Here is a 12,673-nt window from a genome sequence, read left to right on the forward strand (position 1 = left end):
GTGATAGGACTGAGATAATTGAGGAATTTAATTGAGGTTCAAGATTTCGTAAAGAAGTATGATAAGTTTGTTGCCGTAAATAATGTAACCTTTGAGGTGGAGGAAGGTACTATATTTGCATTTTTAGGTCCTAATGGGGCAGGAAAAAGCACGACTATCAACACCCTGTGTACAATACTTGAGAAAACTTCTGGAAGGCTGGCTATTGATAATAAAGACTTATCCCATGAAAAGGATGCTGTAAGAAGGGCTATTGGGGTTGTTTTTCAGGAGTCGACTTTAGATAATAAAATGACAGTCCATGAGAATTTGATTATGCATTGTCATTTTTATGGAGTACCCAAAGGAGAAGCAGCCAAAAGGATTGATTTTGTATTAGAATTGGTAGGGATGCAGAATTGGAAAAGGAAAATAGTAAGTGGCTTATCTGGTGGAATGAAGCGACGTGTGGAAATTGCAAGATCTCTTTTGCATTATCCTAAGGTATTGTTTTTAGATGAACCAACGACAGGTCTAGATCCCCAAACGAGAGCCCACATTTGGGACTATATAGTCAAGTTACAAAAGGAAAAAAAAGTTACAATTTTTCTGACAACCCATTATATGGAAGAGGCCGAGATAAGCAATAAGGTTGCAATTATGGATGCTGGAAAAATTGTTGCTTTAGATACACCCCGAGGTTTAAAACAGAAATATACCAAAGATATAGCTAACATTGCAACCAGTAACGAGGAAGCATTAGAGACAGCTTTAAATAAAGCAGAATTTGATTATACTAAAAAATTCGGCTATTACTCAATTGATGCAACGAGTTTACCGAAACTAATGGAGATAATAGGTGAGCTAAGGGCTTCTATCACAGACTTAGAGATTAAAAAAGGAACATTGAATGATGTATTCTTAGCTATTACTGGAAAAGACATAAGGGAGTGATCTTTTTATGAATATTATAGTTGCTTTATGGCTCAGAAATCTTAAACTATTTATCCGTAATCGTGTTCAGCTAATTACGCTAATTGTAATGCCCTTCTTTTTTTTATATATTTTCAGTGCGATATTTAAAAATGAAAGCATTACCAATCCAGTAAATTATATGCTTGCGGGTATTGTAATTGCTACGGTATTTCAAGCATCCCTCACAATGGGAACCAGTACGATAGAAGATATTGTTTCAGGATTTATGAAGGAAGTATTGGTGAGTCCAGTTAAACGGATACAGGTTGCAGTAGGACAGTTAATTTCTGCCGCAACAATTGCAAGTCTGCAAGGGATTATTATTTTATTTTTTGGATTCTTAATAGGATTTAGAGTCAATTCTTGGATTACACCATTTGCCGTTATTGGATTTATGATTATCGTGGGGCTTGTCTTTTCTGGGCTAGGGTTATTTATTGCCACACTAGTTAAGGATTCACAAACTTTTCAGATCATAAATACAGCAATCTCTATGCCATTGACATTTCTTAGCGGTGCATACGTGCCCCTTTCAATATTGCCAAATATTTTAAGATTTGTGGCTTATCTCAATCCAATGACCTATGCTACGGCTTTCTTCAGAACAATTATACTGGAAAAGACCTCTTTAACAATAGATGAACTAATTGAACAACAACTTGCTTTTAAGATTGGTGATTTTGTAATAACCCCCTTGATTAGTATGGTGTTTGTGTTAGTATTTGGGTTTATATTTTTAATATTAGCATCCTATGTCTTTGGAAAAGTTGACTTTTCTAAAATTAATCGTACAAGAAATAAAGAAGAAGAAATATGGTAAGCATCATTACGACCTGTCTTTAACAATAGTTAATAATAGATTTTAAAAAGTAAAAATCCATTGTTAGAAGAGTTAAAATTAGAACCGTATTAAAATTGACTAGATAGAGGTTAGGTGTATCTGTGATGTAATATACTTATTGTAATTTTTTAAAAGTCTAGACTTAAATTTACTTGTGTTTAACGATAACAGATAATATTACTTTAGGAAAAAAGGGGAAATGAAAATGATTCGCTTAGGAGTGATATGTCCATCTGAAATTGCAATGCGCAGATTTATGCCAGAGTTGGCAGCGTTGGAGGGTTTCCAGTTTGTTGGGATTGGTGTATGTACTGAAGAAGAAAGATTTGGCGATAAAGGTTCAGAAGTGTCAGAAGAGGTGAAGAAAAGTACATTAAAGGCACAATACCAAAAGGCAGCTCAATTTGTTGAAACATATGGTGGGAAAATTTTTGAGGGTTATGAAGCAATTTCTACTTCTAGTGAAATTGATGCCTTATATATTCCATTACCCCCATCCCTGCATTTTAAATGGGCAAAACGTGCATTAGAATCTAATAAACACGTTTTAGTAGAAAAACCTGCTACGATAGCTTCAGAAACAACTAGAGAGATGGTAGAACTGGCTAGAGAAAAAGGAAGGGCACTTCATGAGAACTATATGTTTGTTTATCATGATCAATTGAAGGCGATTGATGATATCGTTCAAAGTGGTGAAATTGGTGATGTAAGACTTTATAGAATTACTTTTGGCTTTCCAAGAAGAGCGATTAATGATTTCAGATATAATAAAGAACTTGGCGGCGGCGCACTAATGGATGCTGGAGGCTATACTATCAAATATGCAGCAACCTTACTTGGTGAATCGGCTAAGATTGCCTATGCCCAGATGAACTATATAGATAATTTTGAAGTTGATCTATTTGGCTCGGGAGCAATCATTAATCGAGAAGGAATTACAGCTCAAATTGCATTCGGGATGGATAACCAATATAAATGTGATCTTGAAGTTTGGGGGAGCAAGGGGTGTTTAATGACAGGTCGCATACTTACTGCACCCACTGGGTTTGTTCCTGAAATCACTATTAATAAAGGGAGCATAGAAGAAGTGAGAAAGCTTCCATCGGATAATACATTTAGGAAGTCAATACTAAAATTTCAAGAGTGCATTACGAATAGTAGTGTGAGGGAAAACAATTATAATGAGATTCTTAAACAAGCAGAGTTAATAGATGAGTTCATTAAAACAGCCAAAGGATCATTTTAAGTAATGTGTAATTTAAAGCATGGTTTACATACTTTGTTATAAGGAATAGGGAGTTCTACTTTAACTATTTTAAATAAGAAACTTTATGTAAATGAGGATGTTTCTATAATTATGTTAATATGAACAATTCTTCTAAACTTTTAAAAAGGAGGAAAGGATATAATATGAGATTAATTATTCATGATTTATCGGAAGAATATGAGAAAAAATTAAAGGTAAATAATGATATGGTTTTAGGAAATGATGGGACCATAAAAAGCTGTATAGGATGTTTTGACTGTTGGACTAAGCATCCAGTGTTATGCTGTTTGAAGGACAAGTATTCGGATAACCCTAAAAATATGCAGTATATGGATGAATACGTAATAATTACTGAATGTTATTGTGGTAGCTACTCTCCTTTTATAAAAAACATATTAGATCGAAGTATTTCCTATATGTTACCCTTCTTTGTTATTAGAAACGATGAAATGCATCACCCTGAGCGTTATTCTAATAAATTTAAGCTGACGGTTTATGCTTATGGTAACTCCTTAACTGAAAGAGAAAAAGCAACGATGAAAAGTTTTGTTAAGGCTAATGCCATTAATTTAAATTGCGATGATTATACGACAACATTTTTTCAATCTCCACAGGATATCATTTCATTATGGGAGGGAGTAAAATGCAAATAGCTATATTAGATGGCACCCCAAAATTTAAAGAGAGCCGTTCGGGATACTTGATAAACCACATGGAAAATTTATTAGGAGGCAATAATGAATGTCATCAACTGAAGCTTATTAGAAAAAGTCAGTGGCAACAATATTATAAAACCATAGATGAATCGGAAGTTATATTACTGGTGGCTCCATTATATGTAGATGGATTGCCATCTCATGTTTTAGATTTTATGTATCATTATGAAAAGTATTTGAAGGATGAAGGCAAAACCCCCAATTTGGTTATGTATACAATTATAAATTGTGGATTTTATGAGGGTATTCAAAATAAAATTGCAATCGAGATTGTAAATAATTGGTGCAATAAAATTGGTATTACCAAAGGAGGGGGAATAGGGATTGGAGCAGGGACTCTATTGGCAACTGACAAACCAATACCCTTCACTGCTGCTTCTAGAAAAACATTGAAGGAAGAGCTACAGAAATTTAAGGAGTTAATCGAAGTAAAAGGAACAAAGGACGACTTATATCTAAATCCCCAAATGTCCCGTTCAAAATGTATGAGATTATCGGATATGTACTGGTATTTTTGTGGATTTGCAAATCGCTTAACTCCAAAGAAATTATACGTTAAGAGACAATAGTACCCCCATTATAATTATATGTTAATCAAAAGATAGTGATAAAAGAAAAGATAGTGATAAAAGAAATGAGGGAAGGTGGTGTAACTACTTATGGAAGGAAAGGTAGTTTTTTGTTTTGAAGGGATGAACAGTTCTATAGGAAAACTAATTAGTAAACTGGATGAAAAACAAAAAGAAAAACTATATACACTGTGTGAAGAAGCAAAAGAATTTATGGGAATAGACTTCTTAGAAAATTTGAAACATAGAAAAGAAGATGGAAGTGATCTAGAAGTAGTCTTTGCTGAAATGGTAATATCATACATATGTGATTACATAATATTTGATACATATATACAAAATGGAATTAAGCCCGATATATTGGTGGGATACAGTCTAGGAGTGAATACAGCATTAGTATGTGCTGGATATCTTTCATTTTTAGGTGGAATTGAAATACTAAAAAGCACGATAAAGTGCATAGAGTATTCTTTTAATAATCTAAAGGAAGATATGGCTTTAATTGTTGGCTTACCTAAAAATTATTTAGAAGAAATTATTATAAAAAATGGATGGAGCAACTTTGTATCAATAGCCAGTGAAAACTCTGAAGTTTCATTATTAATTACTGGTGAAAAGGAATATGTGGATTACATGATGGAAGCTTCAACCAACGAGGGAGCATTAAAAGCGATAAAATTAAATACATTAATCGCCTTTCATAATGGAAAAAAAGACTGGATGGAAGAATGTATAAAGGGCATGGATGACCTTGTTATATTTAAAGGTAATAGAAAAGTCTTATCTGTGTATTCATTAGATATTATTAAGGATGATGAGAATTTAGTAAGGGAAGAATTAAAGAAAAATGTATACACTCCAATGAAATGGCGAGAAGCTATAGAATCTTTAGAAAATCAGGGATACAACCAATTTTGGGATGTAAGCCTTGATGGTAATGTCAAAAAAATATCCACTTTAACTAAACCAGATTCTGTTTTTTATTCCTATAAGACTTTTTTAAAAAACTGCTAGGAAGGTTTTTACTATAAATAAAATTCCTCAATTACTACTTGAGGAAAATGCATAATTAATATTGAATTATGATTAATGCATTTTCCTCACTTAAGTGTGAGGAAGTGAAAGGAATGAATACAATTGATAACTGATAATAGAATCGTTTATGTGGACCTGGATAAGAAAAAGGTAGAAGAGGTTGAAATTACAAGAAGAGAACGGGAAGAATACATTGGGGGGGCTGGACTTAATACTAAAATTCTATTTGATTCTGAAGCTATGTTTAACGATGCGCTGTCTGATGAAAATGTCCTAGTTTTTGGAGTTGGAGTTGGCACTGGTTCAGGACTACTTAATGGAAACCGTGGTGTTATAACAGGTAAAAGTCCAGTAACGGATTTGTTTGGGGATTCTAATATTGGAGGAGATTTTCCCATATATTTAAAAAGACTTGGGATAGATCATCTTGTTTTACGTAATACGTCAGAGAAGCCAGTTTACATTTATATAAGTGCTAAAAGGGAAGTGCAGTTTATTGATGCTGATGACTTATTGGGCATGAATACAGATGATGTAACCGATTTATTACAGGCAAGATATGGGGGAAATTGTGAGGTGGCATGTATTGGGCCAGCTGGTGAAAAATTATGTAGATTTGCAAGTATTGCAATGTCAAAAACTCATTTTGCAGGACGTATGGGAATGGGTTGTATAATGGGGCATAAGAAGGTTAAAGCCATTGTTATAGAAAAGACGAATGTTATAAACAATGTGTATGACAAAGAAAAATTAAAAAATATAAGCAAAAATTGGTTGGATAGTGGTAAAACTTCTGTCACCTTTAAAATGATGAGTCTTGAAGGGACGTTATTGTTGGTGAAACAGTATAACGAAACAGATACGATACCAATCAATAATTGTGCCAATAACAAGGACGAACGTTGCGAGAATTTATATGCTAGGGTTTTTAGATCAGAATTTGAAACTAAAAAAAATCCGTGCAAATACTGTGCAATGGGCTGTGCAAAAGACTTTGAGATTAAAAAAGGTAGATTTAAAGGAGAAGGTGGTTCAAGAATTGATTATGGTTCTGTAGCAAGCTTTGGTCCAGCTATAGGAATTTTTGACTATGCTGAAGTTATCCACTTAAAGCTTTTAGGAGACAAGTTTGGAATGGACAGTATGGAATGTGCTTCGGCTATTGCCCTCACCTTTGAACTGCAAAACAGGGGACTTTTGCCTCCAGAATATCAGAATGAGAAGCTATATAAGTTCGGTAGTGTAGAAGGGGCAGAGCATTTAATGTCTTTGATGGTATCTGATGATGAGTTCGGGAAAATTTTAGCTCAGGGTTCATATAGGGCTTCAAGAATTTTAAAGGCAGAGAAATACGCCTTTTGTGTAAAAAAATCTTCAATAGGTTTACAATCCAAACGAAGAAAAGCATGGGCACTAGGATATATAACCTCCACCCGTGGTGGAGATCACTTGAAAAACTTTCCGTTTACATCAATTTTTGGTGGTCCTTTTGCAGAGATGGTGGCAAAGCACATTTTTAAAAGAGATTTTAAAGGGAATTATCATAAATCAGAGGAAAAAGGAAGAGTTGTTTGGTGGCATGAAAACTATAAGTATGCACTAGATTCAATTGGTTTATGCTTATTTGGTATGCATGGAATTGTAACACAAGGTAGAGGTTACTTTAATGACTTGGCAGAAGTCATGAATTCACTACTAGGGACTGCCTTAACAGAAGAACAACTATTCTATTGTGGAGAAAGAATATATCAATTACAAAATGCTTTTAATATCGTATCGGGTATGAAGTTAGAAGACTATAAGTTACCCCAAAGAAAGAAAGAAGAAGGTGTTAATAAACAGTTTATAGAAGACACCGACATTAAAGAAAATGATGAGGGAATGCTTCCAGAATACTTTTATTTTAGAGGCTTATCAAAAGATGGTAGACCAACAATAGAAAGATTTAAGGAGATAGGGTTAAGTCATTACATTGATCTGGTAAAAGCCACTGAAGATAGTAAAACTGGTAAAATGGAAGAGGTTTTAAAAGAGGTGCGATTAAGTTTTAAAATGACTATAGGAGAAAAGATAAAGTCTAGAATTATCTATAAAATAGTGACTAACTCAATAGAAAAAGGCATGAAGAAAGCTAAAAAAATGAAAATGGAAGAAATGAAAAAAATGGGGAAAACACTGCAGCAATAGAAGGATCTAGTTAATAGAATCATACTAGCATAGCATCATCTTCTGCACTAAGACAAGGTATAAGATAAGGTATAAAAATGTTTCTACAAATAACAGTATTATAACTAAATAAGCCTTTTAAAAAGTAGTAAACCTTAACCATACTAAAGTAATCAAAATGGTTGAGGTTTTTCTCTTCTCACAATCTTTATATTTTCTATAATTAATATTTTTAATAAATTATTATGAAACTAAAAAAATGAGAAATTTGTAATAATCAAAAATTGGCATAATTAGAGAAAGTTTTTAAATTAATTTACAAGCTTTTACAATTCTCCCCATAATTAAAAAATACCACGAATATTAGTCAAACCTGCCCTTTCTGCTGTTTTCAAGGCATCGCAAAATTTGTCTTTAGTCACTCTTTTATTCAGTTCAGTGTAATCAAATGCCTTGTAGGCAGGGTAGTACTGGGGCATAATGTTAACATAGGTATTTTTTGATAAATCATCTGCTATAAATTTCATGATTTTTTCTGTACCAGCAAGATTTTCAGGCATAACTAGGTGACGAATCAGTAATCCTTCATAGGCAATATTTTTTTCATTTGTTTTTAAGCTACCTACCTGACGATACATTTCTTTAATGGCTGCTTGAGCAATGGTAAAATAACTTTTTACCCCTAAATATTTCATTGCTAAATCATTATCTGCAAACTTAATGTCTGGCATGTAAATGTCTACGACCCCATCCAATAATTTGAGACTATCAGTTAAGTCATAACCATTGGTATTATAAATAATGGGGATATTTAAACCCTTTTGAGCGGCAATAAAAATTGACTCTACAATTTGAGGTATAATATGGCCGGGGGAGACAAGATTAATGTTATGGCAACCTTTCTTTTGTAAAGATAACATTACTTCTGCCAGCTGTTGATTAGTGATCTCCTGTCCTTCACCACAATGGCTTATTTCGTAATTTTGACAGAAGACACATTTAAGATTGCAATGAGAAAAAAATATTGTACCTGAGCCATATCGACCTACCAATTCAGGCTCTTCACCAAAATGGGGGTCAGCCCCCGAAACCACTACTTTCTTTAAGGTTTTACAATAGCCAGGCTCACCACTTAGTCGATTAACTTGACATTGATGGGGACACAATACGCAATTTTCAAGCATCTTGTTTAATTTATGTATTTTACTTTCTAATTGGCCATTGGCTAATAGTTGAAGATATTTTGGTGTTTTCAGCAATTCCATCTACTCCTTATCTTTACTTTACTATATGAAGACAACCCTTATTATATTTCCCTTTTTAATTCATTTAAATATTATGTTTGTCTAGGTTAATTTGCTAAATTTAAATTGACCTTCCGTAATTTTGCTAAATATACTATATCTCTTAGTATAATAAGTAGTACTAGAAGGGTCAGGGTTAATAAAGATATACTTCAAAGTATATTGTAAAATTATGGAATTTATAATATAATATTAATAATTGAAGCCTGTTAGGAGAGGGAATATGGAGAATGAAAAAATAACAATTGAAAAAGTTTCAAAGGAAAATTATCATATGTTTGATGATATGGTGGCATGGAGAATAAGTGGCGTAGAAAGAAGTGTAGAAGAGAAAAAGTTAAATAAACAAACTGTTTTTTCTGATGCTTATATCCAGTTAGGGCAACAGGGCTTTTATGCCTTTGCGGCTAAGGTGGAGGGGCGGTATGTTGGTTGGATTACTATGATCCTTACACCTAAAATAGGAAAATGGCACCGGGGAATTGTCTATGTGGATGAGGTATGGACAGCACCAGTCTACCGGAGAAAGGGAGTGGCCTTTGCCCTTATGCAGAAGGCCTTCGATGTTGCAAATGAGACTAATGCAGTAAAGGTTAGATTATATACTGATAATATACCAGCCCAAAGGCTGTATGAAAAGTGTGGTTTTAAAGTTACAAATCATGCAGTTTTTATGGAGTCAAATGAAGGGTAAAGCCTTAAGAATAGAGGGTTATGGAATGAATAAGAAATTAATTGTGGTCAACGGGACAATGGCAGTAGGAAAAACAACCACCTGTCGTTTGCTTAATAGCAAACTTCAAAATTCCGTTTGGTTAGATGGAGATTGGTGTTGGAGGATGAATCCATTTGTGGTGAATGATGAAAATAAAAGGATGGTAGAAAATAATATAAGCTATTTATTAAGGAATTTTTTTAGTAATTCTTCTATTGAGTATATCATCTTCAATTGGGTTATACATACAGAGGCTATCATGGAAATGGTGTTGGACTGGGTTAAGAATTTCAACTTTGACCTCTATAAGATAACCCTTACTTGTTCTGAAGATGAACTAAAAGAACGATTGTTAAAAAGACAAGCCCATGAAGAAATGATTAAAAGGAGCATAGAAAGATTAGCTTTATATGAGGACTTAGATACATTTAAAATTGATACTACCAATAAAAGAAGTGAAGAAGTAGCAGAGGAAATTATTAAGCTGATAAAGAGAAAGTTCTCGTAATAAAAGCATAAAATACCGAGAAGGGCCTTTCTAACTAGAGAAGGACTTTCTTTTTTTACTCTATGCTTAATTTCGGCAACTATCAGCATAAAAATGGAAGTATAAATTGAAAAGGAAATACTACATATTATTGGGCAAGTATAATATCTTATGCTCTGATCTAGATTCAATAATTTATAAATATATGAGGGGTATTGATGCTTACTTGACATGGTTAAATTTGACAATTACATGGTTGTGAAGTATGCTTGTATAGGAAGGTTAGAGAAGAGAGGGAATATTAAATATGAAGAAAAAACTACTTATAATCTTATTTCTTATACTGACGATTACTCAAGTTGTAGGGTGTGCTATGCAGACTAATACTAGCAAGAGATTTATTGAAGATAACATAGATTTTATTGAAATAAGTGATGGTAAAATGAAGAAAGTGATTACAGAATTAGAAGATATTAATAGAATTATAAATCTTCTAAATGAAATGAGATTTAGCAATATAAGTGAAGATATAGAGTATAATCCTGTTTATGAGATTAGTATTGTGGATGACAAACGTAATGTAAATTTCATCAGTTTTGTTGGACAAAGAGTTTATTATCAAGAGCAATGGTATGATATAGACATAAGTGTAATTAATGAAATAACTACTTATTTTGAAGGACTTAATTACCCAGAGGAACCTATTGAAATTGATTTAGAAAATGTAAATTTACATAGAAGTAATATGCCAATGGATATAGCAATTTACGGAAGTTGGGTAACTACAGATGATGAAATGCTTACCTTCGATGAAACATACCTATACCAAGGTAGCCATAAATTTAAATATGTTATAACCGAAGAGTTAGAAAATGGTTTAATCATTTCAGTCTATGGAATAAGGGGATTTTTGATCAAAGAGAGAAAGCTTTTTAACCTGTATCTGATTTTTGATGAGACCAAGAATAATGTTCAGCTAATGAAAACCTTCTATCAAATGGGAAGTACAGATTTAGTTTATAAATACAATATGGTTTTAAAAGATGAAAATAATAATCTATTAGGAAAGTACCATTCAGCATTTTTTTCAAAGGATGTGTTCGATGAGTACAATCATAGCAAATAATAGCAAATCATAGTAAATAATATTCCTCTAATGATTATGAGAGGCATATTACTACTACTATTTCATCTAAAGGAACAATGCAAAAGGGTTTTATAGCCCATACTATGTTAGAAGTCATGAAGGAATATAATCAACAGAGCTAGTCATTACTAGTATTATGATGCCTCCAATAAATTAGGGGCATTTTTAATTTGCAGGAAACCACAAAATGCCCTAACATAAAAAGGAAAACCACTTTTCCCATCGAAAATATCCCTATAGGTTAATTGAAGTGATACAATGGTATATAAAGTATAAAAAGAGAACAGACGAGGGGGAATAAGGATGAAAATATTCCATACCAGCGATTGGCATATAGGAAAATTGGTACACCAAATTCATATGACAGAAGACCAAAGACATATATTAGAGCAGTTTGTAGAACTAGTAAAGGAAGAAAAACCCGATTGTATCATCATTGCAGGGGATTTATATGATCGTTCAGTACCGCCAGTTGAAGCAGTAGAACTTTTAGATGAAGTCTTTTCAAAAATATTAATTGAATTAGAAATACCTATACTGGCTATTGCGGGCAACCATGATAGTCCAGATCGTTTAGGCTTTGCTAATAAAATATTGAAAAACAAAGGACTATATATTTCAGGGAAGCTGACAAAGGAACTAGAGGCAATTGTATTAGAAGATGAACATGGTCCTGTAAACTTTTACTTAGTTCCCTATGCAGACCCAATTATCGTAAGGGATATTACCGAAAATAAAGAAATTCAAGGTCATGACCATGCCATGAAGGTACTGCTAGATGGTATCAAAGGTAAGATGAATCCTCAAGAAAGACATGTGGTGGTAGCCCATGGTTTTATTACAGGGGCAGAGGCTTTAGAAACCAGTGAATCTGAAAGACCCTTATCTATTGGAGGGACAGACTATATAGATGCCAATTACTTTAAAGACTTCCACTATACTGCCCTAGGGCATCTCCATAGCCCCCAAAAGGTTGTGTGGGACAAAGTACGATATGCAGGTTCATTAATGAAATATTCTTTTTCAGAGAGTAAACAAAAGAAGTCTATTACTATTGTAGAGATGGATGGTAAGGGAGAAATTGAAGTAAGACAGGTGTCCCTAACCCCTAAAAGAGATATGAGGAGAGTTATGGGGGAACTAAAGGAGCTACTGCAACCCCATGTTTATGAAAATGCCAATATAGAGGACTATTTAATGGTGACCCTAACCGACGAAGGAGAGTTGATTGATGCTATTGGAAAGCTTAGGACGGTTTATCCCAACGTATTAAGGTTAGACCGACATACAACGGCTCGGAATAAGGAAAATGATAAAATTTCAGCAGGAGAAAACCACCATAAAAGGACTAAACTAGAGCTATTTCAAGAGTTCTATAAAAAAGTGACAGATCAAGACTGTTGTGAAGCCAAATCTACTATTTTAGCCAAGGTATTAAATCAACTAGAGGCAGCGGAAAGGGGGAAATAAAG

Annotated in this window: 12 protein-coding genes; 11 read left to right on the top strand and 1 reads right to left on the bottom strand. The window is 33.4% G+C overall.

The features are described from left to right. Positions 1 to 18: 18 nt before the first annotated feature. From T335_RS0105075 to T335_RS19915, 7 genes are all read left to right on the top strand, one after another. On the top strand, positions 19 to 933 hold the full coding sequence (locus T335_RS0105075; RefSeq protein WP_026476574.1) for an ABC transporter ATP-binding protein: 915 nt from the start codon (positions 19 to 21) through the stop codon (positions 931 to 933). Positions 934 to 940: 7 nt separating this feature from the next. Beyond that, the gene (locus T335_RS0105080) at positions 941 to 1,774 is read left to right on the top strand and encodes an ABC transporter permease (RefSeq protein WP_026476575.1); all 834 of its coding nucleotides are present in this window, start codon (positions 941 to 943) and stop codon (positions 1,772 to 1,774) included. A 226-nt stretch (positions 1,775 to 2,000) separates the two neighbouring features. After that, positions 2,001 to 3,041 carry a Gfo/Idh/MocA family protein gene (locus tag T335_RS0105085; RefSeq protein ID WP_051569148.1) on the top strand — a complete coding sequence of 347 codons (1,041 nt, stop codon included), beginning with the start codon at positions 2,001 to 2,003 and terminating at the stop codon, positions 3,039 to 3,041. A gap of 164 nt (positions 3,042 to 3,205) precedes the next feature. Beyond that, complete coding sequence (locus T335_RS0105090) at positions 3,206 to 3,715, top strand: flavodoxin family protein (protein ID WP_026476577.1); 510 nt, start codon at positions 3,206 to 3,208, stop codon at positions 3,713 to 3,715. Continuing rightward, a complete protein-coding gene (locus T335_RS0105095; protein WP_026476578.1) occupies positions 3,706 to 4,347 on the top strand; it encodes a hypothetical protein in 642 nt (213 codons plus the stop codon). Before T335_RS0105090 ends, T335_RS0105095 begins: the two co-directional genes overlap by 10 nt. A 90-nt stretch (positions 4,348 to 4,437) precedes the next feature. Then, positions 4,438 to 5,361 (top strand): acyltransferase domain-containing protein, encoded by a 924-nt coding sequence (locus tag T335_RS0105100; RefSeq protein WP_026476579.1) that lies wholly within the window; start codon positions 4,438 to 4,440, stop codon positions 5,359 to 5,361. Positions 5,362 to 5,484: 123 nt separating this feature from the next. After that, the gene (locus T335_RS19915; protein ID WP_242837251.1) at positions 5,485 to 7,569 is read left to right on the top strand and encodes an aldehyde ferredoxin oxidoreductase family protein; all 2,085 of its coding nucleotides are present in this window, start codon (positions 5,485 to 5,487) and stop codon (positions 7,567 to 7,569) included. Positions 7,570 to 7,892: 323 nt separating this feature from the next. Here T335_RS19915 and T335_RS0105110 read toward each other — a convergent pair whose 3' ends face one another. Then, positions 7,893 to 8,807, bottom strand: a complete 915-nt coding sequence (locus T335_RS0105110) for a radical SAM protein (protein ID WP_242837252.1) — start codon at positions 8,805 to 8,807, stop codon at positions 7,893 to 7,895. A gap of 268 nt (positions 8,808 to 9,075) precedes the next feature. On the opposite strand from T335_RS0105110, the gene T335_RS19920 reads away from it, so the two are divergent. From T335_RS19920 to T335_RS0105130, 4 genes are all read left to right on the top strand, one after another. Continuing rightward, positions 9,076 to 9,546, top strand: coding sequence for a GNAT family N-acetyltransferase (locus T335_RS19920; protein ID WP_034327772.1), 471 nt, complete (start codon positions 9,076 to 9,078; stop codon positions 9,544 to 9,546). 25 nt (positions 9,547 to 9,571) lie between these two features. Then, positions 9,572 to 10,075 carry an AAA family ATPase gene (locus T335_RS0105120; RefSeq protein ID WP_026476581.1) on the top strand — a complete coding sequence of 168 codons (504 nt, stop codon included), beginning with the start codon at positions 9,572 to 9,574 and terminating at the stop codon, positions 10,073 to 10,075. A 286-nt stretch (positions 10,076 to 10,361) separates the two neighbouring features. Beyond that, entirely contained in the window at positions 10,362 to 11,180 is an 819-nt protein-coding gene (locus T335_RS0105125) for a hypothetical protein (RefSeq protein ID WP_026476582.1), read from the top strand. Between the two features lie 324 nt (positions 11,181 to 11,504). Continuing rightward, entirely contained in the window at positions 11,505 to 12,671 is a 1,167-nt protein-coding gene (locus T335_RS0105130; protein ID WP_026476583.1) for an exonuclease SbcCD subunit D, read from the top strand. The last annotated feature ends 2 nt before the right edge of the window (positions 12,672 to 12,673 follow it).

The organism is Alkaliphilus transvaalensis ATCC 700919, from assembly GCF_000621485.1.
GTDB classification, from domain to species: domain Bacteria; phylum Bacillota; class Clostridia; order Peptostreptococcales; family Natronincolaceae; genus Alkaliphilus; species Alkaliphilus transvaalensis.

Coding starts and splice junctions, on each gene's coding strand:
- T335_RS0105080 (WP_026476575.1), top strand. CDS start 941: ATGAATATTATAGTTGCTTTATGGCTCAGAAATCTTAAACTATTTATC.
- T335_RS0105085 (WP_051569148.1), top strand. CDS start 2,001: ATGATTCGCTTAGGAGTGATATGTCCATCTGAAATTGCAATGCGCAGA.
- T335_RS0105090 (WP_026476577.1), top strand. CDS start 3,206: ATGAGATTAATTATTCATGATTTATCGGAAGAATATGAGAAAAAATTA.
- T335_RS0105095 (WP_026476578.1), top strand. CDS start 3,706: ATGCAAATAGCTATATTAGATGGCACCCCAAAATTTAAAGAGAGCCGT.
- T335_RS0105100 (WP_026476579.1), top strand. CDS start 4,438: ATGGAAGGAAAGGTAGTTTTTTGTTTTGAAGGGATGAACAGTTCTATA.
- T335_RS19920 (WP_034327772.1), top strand. CDS start 9,076: ATGGAGAATGAAAAAATAACAATTGAAAAAGTTTCAAAGGAAAATTAT.
- T335_RS0105120 (WP_026476581.1), top strand. CDS start 9,572: ATGAATAAGAAATTAATTGTGGTCAACGGGACAATGGCAGTAGGAAAA.
- T335_RS0105125 (WP_026476582.1), top strand. CDS start 10,362: ATGAAGAAAAAACTACTTATAATCTTATTTCTTATACTGACGATTACT.
- T335_RS0105130 (WP_026476583.1), top strand. CDS start 11,505: ATGAAAATATTCCATACCAGCGATTGGCATATAGGAAAATTGGTACAC.